Here is a 20,191-nt window from a genome sequence, read left to right as displayed (position 1 = left end):
AGGGTATGCTGCTTATGCAGTATACCCTTATCGGAATTTATGGGGGAGATGATACCCGTGTATAAAGTGCTGCTGGCAGACGACGAAATACTGGACCTAGAGGGCATGAAAAGCTTTATTCCATGGGAAGATCTCGGAATGAAAGTGATCGATTCGGTCAATAACGGCTTCGCTGCTTGCGAGGTGCTCGAAAGAGAGAAGGTCGACATCCTCGTTACCGATGTACGCATGCCGAATATGACCGGGCTTGAGCTTGCTCAGCGGGCACTGAAACTGCAGGAGGAACTCCGGATTATCTTCGTAAGCGGTTACCAGGACTTTGGTTACGTAAAACAAGCGATTGCATTGAACGCATGCAGTTATGTGTTAAAGCCGATGGAGGACCAGGAGCTGATCGATGCATTAACGAAGGTGAGGATGGAACTGGATCGCCTACATGAACGCAAGGAGACGGAGGAAGCTTACCAGCAGATGATCCCCATCCTCAAAAATCAGTATCTCCTGCAAATCCTTCAGCGGCCCTATGACGGAGCCATCCTGGATATTATCAAGCGGGAGTACCGGCTGACAGAGCTTCACTGGCCGGTCTGCGTCATTCTGCTGGAGCTTGACAATGTGAGCACCTGGCGAACCGGCTCGCTCGATTCCGAGGAAAAGCTGAGTGCCATAGAGGAGTATTTCACGAGACTGCATAAACTGCTTGAACAGCGCGGCTTTGAATATATATGCAAGGTAACCGATCAGCGAACGGCTGTACTCCTTAACGGGGGCCGGGGCAAGGAAGAGATTCAAGCCCTGCTTGAGGAATTAAAACGGGAATATAACTATTCGATGACGGTCGGGGAAGGCAGGGCCGTCCATCAGCTGGAGCAGCTTCACACGTCGTACATGGAGGCTTTGGACGCGCTGGATTATAAGATGTTCCGGGGCAAGGGCAAATGGATCCTGTACAGCGAGGTGCCGACAGAGGACCGGGAAGACGTAAAAAGCCTCGACATCCGTCTGGATGCTTTATTTACAGCCATGACGGAGTATGATATCGTTCGTATCTATGATGAACTGGAAGCGATTCAACTGCTGGCATCCAGCATCCGATCCAAGTTCACCATACGCAATTTGGCCGTGTATATCATGGTGAAGCTGGAAGGACATCTGCAAGCGATGAACGAAGAGTTATATCGTATGGCTGGACTGGAGCTCAAAAACCTGGATATTCTGCTTCAATTCGAAACGATGGATGATATTTTCTCATGGCTTCGCATGAAGGCAATGGAAATTTCGGAAATGCTCAAGAACCGCAAATCAACCAAGAATGGCAGGCTGGTCGAAGAGATTATAGAGAATATCCAGGCACGCATGCACGAGAATATTACGCTGCGGGATATGGCGAACCGGTTTTCTTTTTCACCGAATTATCTCGGGGTGCTCTTCAAGGAAGAAACCGGGCACAACTTTAGCGATTATGTGATCAAGCTCCGCATGGAGCGCGCCAGGGATCTCCTCAAGACGACCAAGCTCAAAATATATGAAATTGCATCACAGACAGGTTATCAATATCTGCCTTATTTCAGCAGGCAGTTTAAGGAAATGTATGGAATGACGCCTCTGGAATACCGGCGCAAGCACTCGTAACTTGCAAAATTCAGATTAGATATGGGGTCAAACAGGCTATGGCGGGGAAATTCGAACGAATACGGGTCAAGATACCTTTCGGATACAAGTTAATGTTTTCGTACTGCGTATTTATCATTATACCGGTGCTGCTTGTCGGTCAGATAGCGAATCAGGTCTTCGTGAAGTCCACCCGAGAGCAGACGTATAACAACATTCAGGGCACGCTTCATCAGATGAGCGAGAACATATCGTATAAGATGGAGGACATGATCCGGATATCGGATATGCTTTATTTTGATACGACCTTTAACAGCCGTCTGCGTTTTACCGAAAGCGCTTGGATAAGCTATGACACCACGATCAACGTGCTGATTCCGAAGCTGGAGACCGCGGTAAGCACGGCGAACCGAAGGATCTGGTTATCGATCTACCTGCGCAACGACGACCTTAGGGAGATCTATGACAGTTATACGTATACAGACCCGCTGGACTCCAACAAACGTCTGTTTGATATTTATCAATATGACAGGCTGGAGGACCGGTCCTGGTATAAATTATATCCGAAGGAAGAGAATTACGGCGTAACCCTGCAGTGGAAGCAGATTGAGGACGATGTGAGCAACGGGCGCATATCCTTGCTGCGGCGGCTGGTGGATATCAGCTCGACCATCAAACCGCAGGAAATCGGGTTCATGCGGATGAACGTCAGTATGACGGACCTGTTTGAAAGCATGGATTACAAGAAGATCGGTGACGGGACTGCATTGTATTTATCGGATGCACAGGGCCGGGTCGTTCTTTCATCAGGGGGAAAATCCACAAACGTTTTCAAGGAGAAGGAACTTCGCAAGAACGGGGACCTTCTGATTCGGAAGCCCATTCCCCAGCTCGGCTGGGATTTGATTGCCGTCGTGCCTGCTCAAATCGTGGAAAAAGACACGGTCAAAATACGTAATCTAACCTATCTGATCTGTCTGATCTGCATCGGTATCTTCTTCGTGGTCAGCATCGTGGTGTCCAGATATTTCAGCCGCCGGGTGTCCAAAATCGTATCCGTGCTGGACTCGTTCCAGGAAGGCGAATTCCATAAACGGGTATCCTTTAAGGGGAATGATGAATTTACGCATATTTCCTCTGCGTTGAACGATATGGGCAGCAACATCGGCAAGCTGATCAATGAGGTGTATCTGGCCGACCTGCAGAAAAAGGAAGCGGAGCTGGAATCGCTGCACGCGCAGATTAATCCGCATTTCTTATACAATACCCTATCCTCCATCAGCCGCCTCGCGCGGTTCGGGATGCTGGATAAGCTGCAGCGCATGGTAATGGACCTGGCGAAGTTTTATCGTTTGTCGCTCAACGACGGCCGGAACATCATATCCGTGAAGAATGAATTGGAACAGGCCCAAGCGTACGTGGACATTCAAAAGATTAAATACGACGACCGGATGCAGGTTACTTATGATTTTGAGCCCGAGGTGGTCCGGTATGAAACCGTGAAATTGATTTTGCAGCCGTTTATCGAGAATGTGCTCGAGCATGCGTGGACCGGAGACTATATTCATATCCGGATTACGGCCAGATTGCTGGAAGACGCTCTGGAATTCAAAATCATCGATAATGGCGTCGGTTTCCCGCCCGGCCGCGTGCTGGATAATACAGGGGGACAGGATCTGACCAATGCGGGTTACGGCATACGAAACGTAGATCAACGGATCAAGCTTCACTACGGCAGCGAGTATGGAGTCACGTTATTCAGCCGCGCCGGCATCGGGACAACGGTAAGAATTGTCATACCGCTGGTGAAGCGAACCGTAGCGGAAGGACGCAACAAAACGCTGATGTAACAGGCAAGGAATATCTCCCGATCGTGATAGCCATGAAGAATGGGCTTGACGAGGGGAGATTTTTTCTGTATATTTACTTTATCGATTAAAAGCATAAAAGCTTAAAAGCGAACAAGTGCGAAAGTGACTATCCATGGATTGAAATCAGCATCGAAATTGGAATTCATTCAGAAAGAAGGTTTATTTATGATCGTCATTACATCCAATCAAATATCAGAGGAACAAGTTCAGCATATCGTTACCGAAATTGAGAAGGAAGGGCTCCAGGCTCACGTATCGAAGGGGGCGGACCGCACGGTGATCGGCCTGATCGGCAGCGTGAACCCGAAGCTTGCGGAGCATCTTCGCCAAATGAAGGGCGTAGAGAATGTAGTTAAGATCTCCAAGTCCTACAAGCTTGCCAGCCGTGATTTCCATCCGGATGATACGGTGATCGATATTAAGGGAACAAAGATTGGCGGAGGCAATCTGGTTGTCATGGGCGGTCCATGTGCCGTTGAATCCGCGCAGCAGATTGATGAAATTGCGCAGCTGGTGAAAGCAGCAGGCGGACAAGTGCTAAGAGGAGGCGCATTTAAGCCTCGTACGGGGCCATACAGCTTCCAGGGCGTTGGCGTCGAAGGTCTGATCATGATGGCGGAAGCCGGGCAAAAGCATGGCCTGTTGACCATTACCGAGGTGATGACGCCCGAATACGTCGATATCTGCGCGGAGTATGCCGATATTCTGCAAGTGGGCACCCGCAACATGCAAAATTTCGATCTGCTTCGGAAACTTGGCACCTGCGGCAAACCGGTTTTGCTGAAAAGAGGCTTCAGTGCAACCTATGACGAATTCCTGAACGCAGCGGAATACATCCTGGCCGGCGGCAATCCGAATGTCATGCTCTGCGAACGCGGAATCCGAACATTCGAAACTTATACCCGCAATACGCTGGATTTATCTGCCATTCCTGTTTTGCAAGGATTGAGTCACCTTCCGGTCATCTCGGACCCGAGTCACGGAACGGGCCGGCGCGAGCTGGTCGAACCGATGTCCAAGGCATCCGTCGCGGCCGGAGCCGACGGTCTTATCATTGAAATGCATACGGATCCGGACAACTCGATGACAGGCGACGGGGTCCAATCCCTGTTCCCGGACCAATTCGCCGCACTGCTTAAAGACTTGGAGAAGCTGGCTCCATTGGTAGGGAAGAGCTTTGCTACGGCCAAAGCGCCTGCTTCTGAATTCGCGCGCGTATAACACGTGTTACATGCTTTAATGATATATTAGAGCATAGCGGTAAGAACACAATGAATGGCTTCGCCATCCCCTATTTTATAGTAGAAGACACCTGCATCCTAACCGCAGGTGTCTTTTTGCTGCATTTACTTAAATTGGTTTTCCATGTCATATAACATGACACCATTTTAAAAAATACCTTACATAGGTATTGACGTCAGGTTATCTCCCGGCATATAATGACGAAAAGAAATCGAAAGATTATGAACATTGTTAAGCAGTTTAAGTCTTAATGTTCGGAAATTGGGAGGAAGAGACATGTCGGTAGAGAAAGTATTGCAAACCATTAAAGAGAACAATATTGAGTGGGTCGATTTTCGTTTTGTAGACTTGTCGGGACGGGTGCATCACATTAGCTTGCCGGCTTCAGAAGTAGACGAAGAAACTTTCGTGAACGGGGTAGCGTTTGATGGATCTTCTATTCCAGGATTCCGCGGCATTGAAGAATCGGATATGGTCATGATGCCTGATCCGGAGTCTTGCTATATTGATCCGTTTACTGCACACCCTACACTTAACATTATGAGCAATATCTATACTCCGGAAGGCGATGCTTATGAGCGTGACCCGCGTGGAATCGCGGCTCGTGCCGAGCAATACCTTCAAGAAGCCGGCATCGGAACAGCAGCCTTCTTCGCACCGGAATCCGAATTCTTTCTGTTCGATGAAGTCCGCTATGAAAGCTCCATGAACAGCTCCAGCTACTTCGTAGACTCCGAGGAAGCCCAGTGGAATACGAACCGCAAGGAAGAAGGCGGCAACTTGGGATTCAAAGTAGGGGTTAAGGGCGGATATGTTCCTGTAGCGCCAGTGGATACTCAACAGGATATCCGCAGCGAAATGTGCCGTCTCCTCGACGAAGCAGGTCTTCGCGTTGAGCGTCATCACCATGAGGTGGCAACTGCCGGCCAGGCCGAAATCAATTTCCGTTTCGATACATTGAAGAAAACAGCTGACAATTTGTTGATCTATAAATATATTGTGCATAACACAGCCCGCCAATACGGCAAAACGGCTACGTTCATGCCGAAGCCATTGTTCGGGGATAACGGTAGCGGCATGCACGTTCACCAATCCATTTTCGACGGCGACACTCCGCTGTTCTACGAAAAAGGCGCTTATGCGAACCTGAGCGAAACGGCGCTGCACTATATCGGCGGTATTCTGTACCATGCGCCTGCCTTGATCGCTTTGACGAATCCGAGCACCAACTCCTTCAAGCGTCTGGTACCAGGCTATGAAGCACCGGTTAACCTCGTATTCTCCAAGGGCAACCGTTCTGCCGCAGTACGGATTCCGGTTGCTGCCGTAACGCCTAAAGGCTGCCGCATCGAGTTCCGCACACCGGACTCCACAGCGAACCCTTACCTTGCATTCTCTGCTATGCTGATGGCCGGTCTGGACGGGATCAAACGTAAAATCGATCCTACCGCACTCGGTTACGGGCCATTCGATAAAAACATTTACGAATTGTCCGACGCCGAGAAGAAGGAAATCCGCAGCGTACCGGGTTCCCTGGACGAGGCATTGGATGCACTTCAAGCAGACTATGAGTTCTTGACAGAGGGCGGCGTATTCACGCAAGAATTCCTCGAGAACTTCATCGACTTCAAGCGTGCCGAAGCCAAAGCGGTTAACATCCGCGTTCATCCGCACGAGTACTCCCTGTACTACGATATCTAATAAACAGGATTATAAAAGAGCCTGGGGCATCATGCCCCAGGCTCTTTTTTGGTGGTATACACTCGTGACTGGAACCAATCCTAAGATGGCTCTGAAAGGCAAGGGGCTCATTAAGAGCCTAACGCCCTGGCTGCCCCTTTGCCCGGATGTTTATCCGAAATACCCGTAGTGATGCGTGTTGCTCCCGCAAGATTCGCGGACGATGAGTTCGGGCTCGACGACAAAGGAACTGACGGGGGACTGTTTATGGATGAGGTCGTAGAGCATGAGTGCCGCCAAGCGGCCGATTTTCTCTTTGTTTTGCCGAATCGTCGTTAGTTTAGGCGTTGTGTACTTGCAAGCCTCGATATCGTCGCAGCCGATGATCGACATGTCGTCAGGGACATTCAGACCATGTTCTTGAAGCGCTTGGATGGCGCCGATAGCAATCTGATCCGAGGCTGCAAAAATGGCTCGGGGCAGGGATCCGGCCTTAATCAGCCGTGTCATGGCTTTATATCCGCTGGCCTCATAGAAATCATCGCCGTTCAGGAACCACTCCGCACGGGCCGGAAGGCCGAAGCTTTCCATGGCGTTGCGATAACCCGCCTCTCGCATGTTGGAGATTTCGGACTCCTTGCTGCCGCCAATGAAGCCCAAGTCCCGGAAGCCCTGGAGATAGAAATGCTCCACGACCTTCGAGGACATCTTGTAATTGTCGGACATGATATGACCCGACATTTCGCCGAACAGCTCAATATCGACCCCGATGCAGGGAATATCGCTCTCATCCAGCTCCTTAATCGAGGGCTCGATTTCCTCGCCGGATATAATGACGCAGCCGTCAACCTGATAATGGCGGCACCGTCCGAGATAGTCGGCATCCTCCCCCTGGAATTTCTCGTTCGAAAAAAACAGCAGATCGTAGCCGAGAACGCCCATCTGCTTCTTAAAAGAATTCAGCACCTCAACAAAAAACGGGTGGGTAAAATCAACGTTCAGCTTTCCCGCAAAGATGACGCCGATTAGATTGGATTTTTTGGTTGCTAACGTTTTTGCGGAATTGGAAGGAGTATATCCGGTTTCTCTCATAATTTCCAACACGCGAGCTTTGGTCTCATCGGATACATCACTGTAGTTGTTGATAATTTTGGAGACGGTCGATACGGAGACCCCTGCCATTTTAGCGATTGTTTTGATGTTTAACGCCATGCGAAACGCCCCTTATTCTGTTTATAATGTCATTTCATTATTTTCGTTAATTTTCGCTAATTGTTTATCATGAATTTCCTTTATGCGTAATGTTTAGGGACAGAAAAGTTATGAGATACGTGTTTTCTGTCTAACTAAAGAGTGTGTTTTGAACAAATTTCCCATGATCCAATGAAATGATGACGGTTCACCTATGCATAAGGGCTTATCCAAGCCAAGGTTTACCATCGGTCTGCCATGTTATACCACACGGGTTCGAAACAGTTTCGTAACTCAGTGTATCTGCTTTAGCGAGGTAAGTCAATGAAAGAGAACAGGCATAAGGCTTGTCAGAGTAAGAAAAAAGGATTGTCTCTGTTCGGTGAGAGAAAAGTATCGGGAACGATAAAAAAAGCTTTGACAAACAAAATATTATGCGTAATAATAGGCCTTACGAAACCGCTTTCGGTATAATTCGCTCAATTACGAAAATTAATAATTATAGTTTCGTAGCATCAAGATTGTACAGGCCAACAAAAAGCGGAAACATGAATCCGGTTTCATAATGAAGTGCAATTTAATTTCAGGGGGTAACGAACAAATGATTAAGAAGTTATCAGCATTACTTTTGGCTGGCGCTCTAACCTTCTCGCTGGCAGCTTGCGGGAGCAGCGATTCAGCCGATCATGGCGCACCTGCCAAAGGCGATAAAAAGGTCATCAAAATTTTACACTGGAAACAAGATAACATCAATAAAGCGATTGAAGAGATCAACAAGAAATTTGAAGAGAAGTATCCCGAGTATACGGTAGAGTATACCACTACGGGTCCGGATGACGAATACAAGCAGGCGCAGAGAGCAAGAATCACCGCCAATGACGTGGACGTCCTGGCCGATTTGTCGGGAATGAGACTCTCTCCGCAGGAATGGACGCCGGGCGCTAAAGTTCCCGATTGGCAGCAATGGATCGATACCGGATTGATTGCGGATTTATCCGACCAAGCCTTCATTAAGAATTATAACGCAAACGATATCGAAAAAGCCGGAACTTATAACGATAAAGTATATGCCGTTCCTACAGGCAAGGTTGCGATGTCCGGTCTCTTCTATAACAAAGAAATCTTCGAGCAGAACGGCTTAAGCGTTCCGAAAACGTGGTCGGAGTTCATGAAGCTGAACGATGACTTGAAAGCCAAAGGCATCACACCGATTGTTGTAGCAGGTAAAGACGTATGGCCTTTGAAACTTCCAGTGTTCGCCCTGCAGGCCAAAATCCTGGGCGGCGGAGACCAGCAGAAATGGATCGAGGGCGTGTGGAAAGGCGAGACGGCTTATAACGATGAAGAAGCCATCGAGGTTTTGGAAAAAATGAAGACGCTTCAAGACAATTACATGATCGACGGCTTCATGGGGATCGATTATGCAACGGCGCCTTCCTATTTTGCAACAGGCAAAGCTGCGATGCTGGCTGACGGCTCTTGGGATGCCCCTACCGTTGCGGCAGCTAATCCAGAGCTGAAATTCGGTTACTTCCCGCTTCCGGCCACCGAGGATGCAGCGAAGAACGCCTCCTTTGTCGGCAAGTATGACGTAACATGGTATGCGGCCGAGAAAGGTCCGAACAAAGAAGGAGCCCTGAAGTGGCTTGAATTCTTCTCGGAGCCGGAAAATTACACGACATTCGTGAAGGCAGCCGGATTCATTCCGACGCAGGACAACATTCAGACGGAAAGCGACTTCATTGACAATGAACTGACTCCTTATCTCGGCGAGTTTGAATTGGCGTACGAAATCATGATGATCAACCGCCAGAATATCGGCGAGCATCTGGCCGCAGAAGGCGTTCACACGGAATTCCTGGCACCGGGCGGACCATATAAAACGGCAAAAGAGCTGGCTGACATTCAGCAGAAAGAATGGGAAGCAGCCGCTCCGAAATAAACTTCTTCTATTATAAAGAGACTTGTATAGAAAGAACCATACTGTAATCGGGGTCTGTGAGCAGGCCCCGACATGCATTGAAATGGATTTGCGAGGTGAGAGAGATGTATCCATTTGGAAAAGGGTTTAACCGCTTCATACCATTGTTGCTGCTATTGATACCGATGGCGTTATACATCGTTTTTTATTTCGGGCCTTCGATCCTGACGGTCATCTATTCCTTTACCGATGTGAAGAACCTGCCGGGCAGCACCTATCAATTCGTCGGGCTTGATAATTACCGGGAGCTTTTCTTCTCGGGGAACTCGGGCGAGCGGTGGCGCTCGATCGTAAATACCCTGATCTTCATGTTCGTCGTGACGATCGTGCAAAACGGGGTCGCCCTGTTTATCGCCGTAATCATTAACCAGCGGCTGAAAGGCGATTACTTCTACCGCGCGGTATTCTTCCTGCCGGTCGTACTCGGCGTAGCCGTGGTTGCACTGATCTGGGGCATGATGTTCGATCCGTTGAACGGACCGGTCAACCGCCTTTATGACGCTCTTTTCGGCTATCAGGACATGTTCTTCGGCAGCTTTACCCATGCGTTCGGTTATATTATTTTCGTTCAGATCTGGATGTACATGGGCTACTCCATGCTGATCTTTCTGGCTGGCCTCCAGTCGGTTCCGAAGGATTTATACGAGGCGGGTCATATTGACGGCACCAACAAGTGGCAGTCTTTCCGCCACATCACCTTCCCCCTGATCGCTCCGTCCTTCACGGTGAATATGCTGTTATCCATTATCGGCGCCATGTCGACGTTCGATATCATATTGGCGACAACGGACGGTCGTTTCAATACTAGGACGATGGCTTACGATGTGTACAAGGAAACGTTCCGGGGAAGCTTGGAAATGGGCCTTCCTTCGGCACTGTCCGTGATCCAGTTCCTGATTATTCTCCTGTTTGTTGTCGTAGCCGTCAGACAGACGCGTAAGAGAGAGGTGGAATATTGATGCGAAATTCCAAAACCACGCAAATCCTCTCTTATGCCGTCATAGGTTTGCTGCTGATTCTGTACGTCGTTCCGCTTCTGCTCGTCTTCAATGTATCGCTCAAATCCTTCAACGAATACTTGCTCAACCCGATCGGAATCGTGAAGAACATCGAATGGGGCAACTATTCCCAGGCATGGTCTGAAGGAAATTTCGCGGGTTATTTTGCGAACAGCCTGATCTATACGGTGACGGCGACGGTGCTGACCATCATCGTATCGTTGTTTGCGGCGTTTCCGGTCGCACGCGGTTATGTGATGTGGAGCGGCTTTATCTACATGTTCTTTTTGCTGTCCCAGTTCCTTCCGAACCCGATGGTTGCGCAGTATAAATTGATGCTGTCCTTCAAGGAAAGCGTTTCGTTCTTCGGGTATGATACCAAGCTCGGCTATATCCTGCTGAAAACGACGGGGACGGGCGTGGTGTTCATGATGTTCGTCGGTTACATCAAGTCGATCAGCCGCGATTTGGATGAGGCGGCAGGCATGGATGGCTCCGGCTATATCCGTTACTTGTTCCAAATCATTCTGCCGCTGATGAAGCCGGTGATCGCAACGGGCGTCATTCTGACCGCCATCGGAATCTGGAACGATTTTGTCGGGCCGATCATGTACCTGCCGAGTCCGTCCAACTATCCCATTACGTTCGGCCTGAAAGAATTCAGAGGGCAGTACGGGAACAACTGGCCGCTGCTTGCATGCGGAATTACGATCGTTGCCGCACCATTGATCATTCTGTATACGTTCATACAGAAGTATCTGGTGGACGGTGCCCTGGCGGGAGCCGTCAAATCCTAAGGCATAGAGGGGAAGAAAAAGCGATATGAAATCAACGGGATGGAAGTTCGAGGGGGATCAGGGCGTCTTTACGCTGCGTCATCCTGAACGTCATAACTATTTATATTTTCCTTTGGTCAACGAGGCGGGCATGATGTCGGCCATCACGCCGAATCTTCACGGCGAAATGACCAGCAGCCACAATACGTTTTTGATGTCGCCGGTATCTGTGGAGGATCTTCATAATTCCAAGTCCGCGCGCAACTTTTGGGTGCACATCGACGGGCATGGCGCATGGTCCGTATCCGGAAACTCCGCGAAGCAGAATGCGAACCGGTTCATGCATCAGGAAGAAGAAGGCCAATTGGAAGCCGGGTTCCTATGGCACAAGCTGAAGCGGATGAACGGGGAGGCCGGACTGCAAACGGAAGTTACCAGCTTCGTGCCGGTGACCGATGACCAGATCGAGTTAATGAAAGTAACGCTGACCAATGTAGGCCAGCAGACGCTTAAACTGACCCCTACCGCGGCTGTTCCGCTGTATGGCCGTTCGGCGGATGATCTGCGGGACCATCGTCATGTGACATCCCTGCTGCATCGCATTTATGTCCATCGGGAAGGGGTCGAAGTGCAGCCCGTGCTCTCGTTTGACGAGCGGGGCCACCGTATCAATCGCGTTTCCTACAGCGTGCTGGGTGCGGAGGGGGACGGCTCAGCCCCAATCGGTTATTTCCCGGTGCTCGAGGAATACATCGGGGAGGGCGGGGCTCTCGATTGGCCGGAGGCCGTCATTGCCAATAAGCCGGCATACGCGCAGGCTGGAGACTCCATGGAAGGGTACGAGGCCCTTGGCGGCCTGCGGTTCGCGGAGGCGGAGCTGCGGCCCGGTGAATCCAAAGCCTATGTTGTGGCAATGGTCATAGCGAAGGATCGCGCAGACATCGAAAGGCTGTCCGAAACGTATTTATCGGCGAAACGGTTTGATGAGCTGTTTGCACAGAACGAAGCCTATTGGAATGAGAAACTGAATACGGTATCCTTCCAGACCGGTGATCCGAAGCAGGACCTATGGATGAAATGGGTAACCCTGCAGCCGATCCTGCGCCGTTTATATGGGAATTCCTTTCTTCCATATCATGATTACGGCCGAGGTGGCCGCGGATGGCGCGACCTGTGGCAGGATTGCCTGGCCTTGATGATTATGGAGCCTGCCGAGGTTCGATATCTGCTGCTCAATAACTATGCGGGCGTCCGGATTGACGGAAGCAATGCTACGATCATCGGCACGAAGCCGGGCGAATTCGTTGCTGACCGGAACAACATTCCGCGCGTATGGATGGATCACGGCGCTTGGCCTTTCATGACCACGCTGCTTTATATCGATCAGAGCGGGGATATGGATTTTCTAAAGCAGCCGCAGATCTATTTCCGCGACGTATTCGTGAAACGCTGCCAGGAGAAGGACGCCGGATGGCTGCCTGAGCACGGGAATCGACTCTTGACCGCCAGCGGCGAGGTGTACGAAGGTACGGTCCTGGAGCATATGCTGCTTCAAAATCTGGTGCCGTTCTTTAACGTCGGCGAACACAACAACATCAAGCTCGAGGGAGCCGACTGGAACGACGGTCTGGACCTCGCTCCGGGCAGAGGGGAGAGCGTGGCCTTTACGGCGTTTTATGCCAGCAATTTGATGCAGCTTGGCGATCTGCTGCTGGCGTGGCAGGATACAGAAGGCGTCGAGCATTTGGAAATAGCGGAGGAAATGGCGGTGCTTCTCGATTCGGTAACGGCTCCCGTCTCGTACGAGGATGTGCAGGGCAAGCTGAATTTGCTGGATAGCTATTATGAGACCGTCAAGGTGTCCGTGACCGGAAACAAACGGAAATTCAGCGTTGCGGACGTTGTGCAGGATTTGAAGCTGAAGGCGGATTGGCTCGTCCAGCATTTGCGCTGCAACGAATGGATCACGAGCCAAGAAGGGTACTCCTGGTTTAACGGGTATTACAATAATGACGGCGCCCGCGTGGAAGGCGATCATCCCCTGGGCGTGCGCATGACGCTAACAGGCCAGGTCTTTGCCGTCATGGGCGGAATTGCGGACGATGAACAGATAGGGCACATCACGAAGTCGGTTGACCGTTACTTAAAAGACCCTAGCATCGGTTACCGCCTCAATTCGAACTTTGGCGAGATCCAACAAAACCTGGGGCGGGCATTCGGCTTCGCGTTCGGACATAAAGAGAATGGGGCCATGTTTAGCCATATGAGCGTCATGTACGCCAATGCGCTTTATAAGAGAGGTTTTGTCCAAGAGGGCTACGAGGTATTGCGTTCGATTTATGATCTGAGCCAGGATTTTGAACGCAGCCGCATGTATCCGGGCATTCCCGAGTACATTAACGAGAAGGGAAGGGGGATGTATCCCTACCTTACCGGGTCGGCAAGCTGGCTGCTGCTCACCATGCTGACCGAGGTGTTTGGAGTGAAAGGGAACCGGGGACATCTTCGCCTGGAACCGAAACTAAGGTCTGCTCAATTCGATGCCGACGGTCATGCCACGGTCACTACCGGGTTTGCCGGAAAACAGCTTCAAATCGTATATGGCAATCCAAACCGGTTGGATCACGGAAGCTATGCGATTCAATCGGTTATGCTGAACGGTGAAAAGATACAGCTGCGCAGTCAAAAACCCGGGGCCGTCGAGCTGGATCGCAGCATGCTGTCTTCGTTAACCGGCAGCGAGCGGGCTTTGATTCACGTTGAGCTTGCCTGATTCGCACTTATAAAAATTTCGGAAGCCCTGGCAGACAAGTCGGCCAGGGCTTCTTCATCATGAATGGAGCGATGGTTTGTGGGACATCAACTAGCGAACGGACGATTGGAAGTCGAAATAGCGAAAGTCGGACGTTATCAAGGCACGCGTTTTGACCGCACGGGTTTCATCACCCAGGTGAAATTGACCGAGAGCGGCCATACCTTCTGTGTTCATGAGTTAGCGGAAGGGTTTAACCCGCAGGCCGGGTCCGGGTTATGCAACGAGTTCGGACTCCATGAAGGGATGGGGTACGCGGAGGCCAAAGTTGGAGATTGGTTTCCTAAATTAGGGGTGGGCCTTCTTAAACGGGTCAGCGAGGCCCCGTATAACTTTCAGTATGCGTATCCGGTGGAGCCTTTCGATGTTGAGGTCATTTCGGGTGACTCGAGCATCTCCTATACGGTTCGTTCCAGGAGCATGAATGGTTATGCGGCAAGACTGGTGAAGAAGATCTCGATTGAAGATACCGTATTAATGATAGATTACGAGCTTATTAACGAAGGAAGCCGAAAGATCGATACGGAGGAGTATATCCATAATTTCATAGGGATCAACGAGGAAGCGGTAGGACCCGAGTATAAGCTGAAGCTGCCGGTTCCTGTCCGGTTTACGGAGGTCGAATCAGACTATACCTCGGACCTGCTGTCTGTCCAGGATAACGAGATAGGCTGGACCGCCAGACCGCATAAGCCCTTCTATGGAAGAATGAAAGGCTTCAACGGCAGCGATTATCCGTATTCCTGGGAGCTGACGCACAATGCCCGCAGGGCGGGGGTAAGGGAAATCAGCGATTTTCCGGTTGCGCATATGGCCCTGTGGGGGACAGGACACGTTATTTCGCCGGAAGTGTTTGTTCGATTAAGCCTGGCATCCGGAGAAAAGAGATCCTGGAGCAGAAAGTACCAATTCTTCTGTTGGTAACCGGACCAATTTAATGTGAATAATTACACTTGAAGGTCTATGGGATTGTTGCTATGATTAGCGTTAATTAGCATTCATAGTAGAGAAAGGGTGGAGAGTCTTTTGAGCAAGAGAGCATACAATTTTAATGCAGGACCTGCTGCATTGCCGCTTGAAGTGTTGGAGCGCGCCCAGGCCGAATTCGTCAATTACGGAAATACCGGCATGTCGATTATGGAAATGTCTCATCGCGGCGCCGTTTATGAAGCCGTTCATAATGAAGCGCAGGAGCGCCTGCTGTCCCTGCTGGGGAATCCATCCGGGTACAAGGTATTGTTCATCCAGGGCGGCGCAAGCACGCAATTCGCCATGATTCCGATGAACTTCCTGGGTCAAGGCCAGGTCGCGAACTACGTGATGACGGGAAGCTGGGCGGACAAGGCTATTAAAGAAGCCAAGCTGATCGGCGATACCCATGTGGCGGCATCTTCCGAGGAGAGCAAATACATGACTCTGCCCCGCATTCAAGACATTAAGCTGTCGGACAATGCAGCTTATCTCCATCTGACTTCCAATGAAACCATTGAAGGCACCCAGTTTAAGGAATTCCCGGATACCGGTTCCGTTCCGCTCATCGGTGATATGTCAAGCGATATTCTCAGCCGTCCATTCGATATGAACCAGTTCGCGATGGTGTATGCGGGAGCGCAGAAGAACCTCGGACCATCCGGCGTGGCGGTCGTGATCGTCAGAGAGGACATGATTACAGATTCTCCTAAACATCTGCCGACTATGCTTCGTTACAATACTTATATGAAAAATAACTCGCTGTACAACACGCCGCCTTCTTTCGGCATTTACATGATCAACGAAGTGCTGAAGTGGATTGAGGAGAAGGGCGGTCTCCAAGGTGTTCAACAGTTGAATCGCAAGAAAGCGGCTCTGATCTATGATGCCATCGACAGCAGCGAAGGCTTCTACCGTGGCTGCGTGGACGCAGAGGTGCGTTCCGATATGAACATTACGTTCCGTCTTGCCTCCGAGGAGCTGGAGAAGGAATTCGTGAAGGCTTCGGAGCAAGCGGGCTTTGTCGGCCTCAAGGGCCACCGCAGCGTCGGCGGCTTGCGGGCTTCCGCATATAATGCCGTTCCTTATGAGAGCGCTCAGGCCCTCGTGGAATTCATGCAGGAGTTCAAGAACAGCCACAGCTAATTTCATGCAAGCTCAGACGACGATAACCTTCCGCCATGCTGGCGGAAGGTTATTTCCGGATATCCCGGGAATTCGGAAGGGAATCGGTTATAATAAGAATAAAAAATAAACAGAAGAAAAGGTGGACTTATCAACATGGCATTACACATCGTACTAGTCGAACCGGAAATTCCAGCCAATACGGGCAATATCGCCAGAACCTGTGCCGCCACGGGCACGCATCTGCACCTGGTCCGTCCACTCGGCTTTAATACAGACGACAAGACATTGAAACGGGCCGGACTGGATTACTGGTACGCCGTACATATTGAATATCACAATTCCTTTGAGGAATTGCAGGCGCTCTATCCGGAAGGGCGTTACTTCTACGCTACGACGAAGGCTACCAAGCGTTACATGGACATCGAATATCAGGATGGGGATTTTTTGGTGTTCGGCAAAGAAACCAAGGGATTGCCTCCGGAACTGCTGGCCGCAAATACCGAGCATTGCATCCGCATGCCGATGACGGATAAGGTTCGATCGTTGAATCTGTCCAACTCCGCGGCGATTATGGTATATGAGGCACTACGCCAGCTGGATTTCCCGGGTATGGAATAAGAACAGCTGAAAAATCGCGCATTTTTGGGGAAAATCATCCAGTATACCTAGTTGATGTTGAAAAAAACTAAGAAATTCTTAACATCCAGCAGGATTCGACAACTTTTTATCGAACTATTATACTAGGCCCTTGTTATCAGTTCTGGAACTGTGGTGTCAGAAATCACTTGTTGAAAATGAAAGAGGTGTACAATCGTTATGAAACCTGCTGGTGTTGTCCGTAAAGTTGATCAGCTGGGAAGAATCGTTCTGCCTAAGTCTCTGCGCAAGAGATATCAAATGAACGAGGGGGATCCCGTAGAAATCCTTGTACAGGGGGACCATATTATATTGGAGCGCTATCGTCCGAAATGCGTCTTCTGTGGCTCCATGGACGGCGTAAGCGAGTTTAAGGAGCGCTATATCTGTTCGCAATGCATGTCCGAAATGCAGCAGCTTCCTAAACATGCCTAATGTCCTTATATGTGAACGATGAAATTCCTTTTGAGCATCGCTGATGAGCGGTGCCTTTTTTGTCCGAGAAAAAAATAAAACTCCCCCGATAAACGAGGGAGTCGCCTTACAGGCCTTTGGTTTTGTCATCATTGTATGCCGCGGTCCAAATGCCAACCATATAAAGGGCGAATACGAGCATGACGATCCAAAATGTTAATGAGAACGACATTCATGCCACCTCCTGCTAAGCTAACTTTATTATAACCACCTTGGGCCAAAAAATAAACGAGAATATGAGTGCCGACTCTATCATTTGAAAAACAAGAAGTGCGTGGGTACCGGCCGCAGACTGCCGTCCGACGGCTTGTTCACGACGCGTCCGTTCAGAACAAGGGATGCGGAACCGCCGCCATCCAGGTTATAGGCGTCGATCACGCCCATTTTTTTCAGTTTGGTTTGCAGCTCTTGCAGCGTGGCTCCCGATTTTCCCTTCTCATCATATCCTTCGGTAACGAGGATGAGCAGCTGATCGTCCTTGTAATTGCCGATGACCGTGCGTGGTGCCCGGCCGGGAGTCGTTTTCCATTTGTCGGGGATCGTCGTTTTCCTGCTGTTTTGGAGCAGCACCGGCACAAAGGTGGCCCCGAACATCGGATCGAGCCGGTCAAGGTCGCTCTGGCTGTAGAACTTGCCGCCGATCAGCTTGCCGGATTTGCTCAGGCCGACAAAGGCCAGATCCTTAAAGCTCGGTTGAAATCCCGAGACGTATTTGCCGTCGTAAAAGGTCGTGCTCAGCGGATGTCTGCCCCCGTTCCCGTCAGCGTATCCGCCGGCATTAATCCCCGCAACGGCGCCATGCCGGCTTACGGCGCGCATCGTGGTTTCGACGGATCCGGGTCTGCCGCTTTCGCTGCCGAGCGACATCTTCATTGCGGAAGGATCCTTCAGTTTAACCTTCATCGCATAGCCGCGATAGGTGCCCGGATTGATCTTGTACAATTCGATTCGAATCCGGTCGCTGTTGACCGTCTCGATCGGGACACCCAGTTTGGCTGTGATCCGGCGATTATAGATTTGCTCCGGCCGCGCGGCTTGTGATTCCGCTGTATGCAGAATGGTTCCTACCGTAGCGGTCGTCTGCCGATAGAGCTTGGCCGTTTTTTCAATGGAGGATATCGTCTGTTCTGCTGAGACTGCAGCTTGATCCAGATCCTGCTTGATCATGGCGGACTGTTCCGATATGCTGCCCGACGGTATGTACTCTGCGGTTTCGTGCGACAGGCGCGGCGGCTCGGTGATTAACCACATGCACAGCAGCATCCCGATAAATGGTGCAATGGCAAGCATAAACGTACGGTTTAACTGTTTAGGACGGATATACTTCAGTTTTCTCACTTCAGCAGCTCCATCTTGCGTTCCAGCTCTTTCAGCTGTTTCTCGACTTGGCTCAATTGACTGTACAGCTTGTTGCTGTTGTCCGTCTTGCCGCTTGCCTGATCCTTGGTAAAGGTCAGCAGCTCATTAAACGACTGAACCTTGCTCTGCATCTCGTCCATTTCCTGAACCAGCTCGTTAAACCTTTGGTCGTACTCCGCTTTGAATGCCGCCATCTCCTGGCGCGTATCCTGCTGCAGCTGCACCACGACTTGCTCTTTCAGATGATTGCTATATAGGTAGGCTGCGGTGGTACCCAGCCCGATCAGCACAATCCAAAATACCCAGAACCATTTGGCGGATGGCCCCTTTTGATGCACTTCCTCACGGGATTTATAGGGGGTATTGTTTTCCGGCTCCAACATTGGCATTTCATCACCCCTCAAAATCTATCATTTTTTCCAGGTATCATTCTATCATGTCAGGATTACTTTCGCAAAGACGAACCAATAGCACTTGTTTTTATGAAAAAGAGATTGCTTAGAAAGTTAGAGTGGGATACAATCTGTATAGATTTGATTATCAATTAGGATACATATAAGACATTCGCCATGCATGCCGTCATAATCCCTGCGCCTATAGGATTAATTAACCTTTTTTCTATGCGAATAACGGCCGGAATTTGCGTCTGTCCATATCTGCAAACAACGGGAATTCGCAATGACGGTAACGCAAGGAATTGACGGCGCTTACTTACTTAATAGAGATGCTAGGGAGCCAAGTTTGTTGATACAGGAGGTCTATTAGAAAATGAATCAGGTTTGGCGGGTAGTTATCGTCGGAAGTCAACCTACAAGCATGCTGGGAACGAAATTGATTTTGGAAGAGCAGCAGGATCTGCTCGTAGAGGGAATGACATCCTCGGGCTCGGAAGGGCTTCGAATGGTCGAGGATTTGCTTCCTGACTTGGTACTATTGGATTATCATTTGTCGGATCATACGTCCGAAGCGGTGTTGGAGCAGATGAAGCTGCTGTCACCGAAGACCCATGTCGTCATTATGACCGATAATGACGGGCTTCCCTTGCTCCAGTCTTTGATCAGTCGCGGCGCAAGCGGCCTGTTGTCCAAGCAGGCATCCACTTTCCAGCTCATACATATGATTACCGGACTTCGGGAGGGCGTTGCCTCGCTGCCGCTCGACTGGGTAAGGCAAGGCATCTGGCCGCTGACGGCCTCTGCGATGAACGAAGGCGGGCTCCAGCTCTCCGAGACGGAGGCTTTTATAATGGAACGGATCGTCCAAGGCATTACGTACGACAAAATCGCCATGGAAATTCAGGTAAGCCGCCGCTCGATCGACAACTACCTTCGCAAAATATACGTGAAACTCGGGGTTTCCACCCGTGCGCAGGCCATCGAGAAGTATGCCCTGTACACCCGCCAAGGCAGGCAAATTTATGCCTAATGCAGAATTAAGGTTATAATATATAAATATCAGGAATA

General features: G+C 50.2%; 16 protein-coding genes. 13 read left to right on the top strand and 3 right to left on the bottom strand.

All coding sequences use genetic code 11. The features are described from left to right. Window positions 1-57 precede the first annotated feature (57 nt). The 4 genes from M1D70_RS24900 (at window position 58) to glnA (ending at window position 6,425) form a co-directional block, all read left to right on the top strand. Complete coding sequence (locus M1D70_RS24900; RefSeq protein ID WP_456290497.1) at window positions 58-1,632, top strand: helix-turn-helix domain-containing protein; 1,575 nt, start codon at window positions 58-60, stop codon at window positions 1,630-1,632. Between the two features lie 38 nt (window positions 1,633-1,670). Next, window positions 1,671-3,461: a sensor histidine kinase gene (locus M1D70_RS24895; RefSeq protein ID WP_009595739.1), complete on the top strand. Its 1,791-nt coding sequence runs from the start codon at window positions 1,671-1,673 to the stop codon at window positions 3,459-3,461. Window positions 3,462-3,647: 186 nt separating this feature from the next. Then, window positions 3,648-4,703, top strand: a complete 1,056-nt coding sequence (gene aroF / locus M1D70_RS24890) for a 3-deoxy-7-phosphoheptulonate synthase (protein ID WP_213579613.1) — start codon at window positions 3,648-3,650, stop codon at window positions 4,701-4,703. A 297-nt stretch (window positions 4,704-5,000) separates the two neighbouring features. Next, a complete protein-coding gene (glnA, locus tag M1D70_RS24885; RefSeq protein WP_009595727.1) occupies window positions 5,001-6,425 on the top strand; it encodes a type I glutamate--ammonia ligase in 1,425 nt (474 codons plus the stop codon). A gap of 150 nt (window positions 6,426-6,575) precedes the next feature. Here glnA and M1D70_RS24880 read toward each other — a convergent pair whose 3' ends face one another. After that, entirely contained in the window at window positions 6,576-7,616 is a 1,041-nt protein-coding gene (locus M1D70_RS24880; RefSeq protein WP_009595772.1) for a LacI family DNA-binding transcriptional regulator, read from the bottom strand. A 580-nt stretch (window positions 7,617-8,196) separates the two neighbouring features. On the opposite strand from M1D70_RS24880, the gene M1D70_RS24875 reads away from it, so the two are divergent. The 8 genes from M1D70_RS24875 (at window position 8,197) to M1D70_RS24840 (ending at window position 17,330) form a co-directional block, all read left to right on the top strand. Further along, window positions 8,197-9,537: an ABC transporter substrate-binding protein gene (locus M1D70_RS24875; protein WP_456288251.1), complete on the top strand. Its 1,341-nt coding sequence runs from the start codon at window positions 8,197-8,199 to the stop codon at window positions 9,535-9,537. A 104-nt stretch (window positions 9,538-9,641) separates the two neighbouring features. Then, a complete protein-coding gene (locus M1D70_RS24870; RefSeq protein ID WP_009595691.1) occupies window positions 9,642-10,535 on the top strand; it encodes a carbohydrate ABC transporter permease in 894 nt (297 codons plus the stop codon). After that, on the top strand, window positions 10,535-11,371 hold the full coding sequence (locus tag M1D70_RS24865) for a carbohydrate ABC transporter permease (protein WP_009595751.1): 837 nt from the start codon (window positions 10,535-10,537) through the stop codon (window positions 11,369-11,371). Before M1D70_RS24870 ends, M1D70_RS24865 begins: the two co-directional genes overlap by 1 nt. 25 nt (window positions 11,372-11,396) lie before the next feature. Then, the gene (locus M1D70_RS24860) at window positions 11,397-14,123 is read left to right on the top strand and encodes a GH36-type glycosyl hydrolase domain-containing protein (protein WP_456288250.1); all 2,727 of its coding nucleotides are present in this window, start codon (window positions 11,397-11,399) and stop codon (window positions 14,121-14,123) included. Between the two features lie 78 nt (window positions 14,124-14,201). After that, window positions 14,202-15,086, top strand: a complete 885-nt coding sequence (locus M1D70_RS24855; protein ID WP_456288249.1) for a hypothetical protein — start codon at window positions 14,202-14,204, stop codon at window positions 15,084-15,086. Between the two features lie 102 nt (window positions 15,087-15,188). Next, window positions 15,189-16,277: a 3-phosphoserine/phosphohydroxythreonine transaminase gene (serC, locus tag M1D70_RS24850; protein ID WP_456288248.1), complete on the top strand. Its 1,089-nt coding sequence runs from the start codon at window positions 15,189-15,191 to the stop codon at window positions 16,275-16,277. A gap of 135 nt (window positions 16,278-16,412) precedes the next feature. After that, complete coding sequence (gene trmL, locus M1D70_RS24845; protein ID WP_456288247.1) at window positions 16,413-16,877, top strand: tRNA (uridine(34)/cytosine(34)/5-carboxymethylaminomethyluridine(34)-2'-O)-methyltransferase TrmL; 465 nt, start codon at window positions 16,413-16,415, stop codon at window positions 16,875-16,877. A 198-nt stretch (window positions 16,878-17,075) separates the two neighbouring features. Beyond that, complete coding sequence (locus tag M1D70_RS24840) at window positions 17,076-17,330, top strand: AbrB/MazE/SpoVT family DNA-binding domain-containing protein (protein ID WP_009595823.1); 255 nt, start codon at window positions 17,076-17,078, stop codon at window positions 17,328-17,330. 291 nt (window positions 17,331-17,621) lie between these two features. Here the strand turns inward: M1D70_RS24840 and M1D70_RS24835 are convergent, their stop codons facing one another. Further along, a complete protein-coding gene (locus tag M1D70_RS24835; RefSeq protein WP_456288246.1) occupies window positions 17,622-18,707 on the bottom strand; it encodes a phosphodiester glycosidase family protein in 1,086 nt (361 codons plus the stop codon). Continuing rightward, window positions 18,704-19,111 carry a hypothetical protein gene (locus M1D70_RS24830; protein ID WP_009595774.1) on the bottom strand — a complete coding sequence of 136 codons (408 nt, stop codon included), beginning with the start codon at window positions 19,109-19,111 and terminating at the stop codon, window positions 18,704-18,706. The genes M1D70_RS24835 and M1D70_RS24830 overlap by 4 nt, the downstream gene beginning before the upstream one ends. Before the next feature lie 385 nt (window positions 19,112-19,496). Here M1D70_RS24830 and M1D70_RS24825 point away from each other — a divergent pair, with 385 nt between their 5' ends. Continuing rightward, window positions 19,497-20,153, top strand: coding sequence for a DNA-binding response regulator (locus tag M1D70_RS24825; RefSeq protein ID WP_009595829.1), 657 nt, complete (start codon window positions 19,497-19,499; stop codon window positions 20,151-20,153). Window positions 20,154-20,191: the final 38 nt, after the last annotated feature.

Source organism: Paenibacillus sp. AK002 (assembly GCF_053903045.1).
Note: the sequence above shows the minus strand (reverse complement) of the source record. Positions and strands in the feature narration are given on the sequence as shown.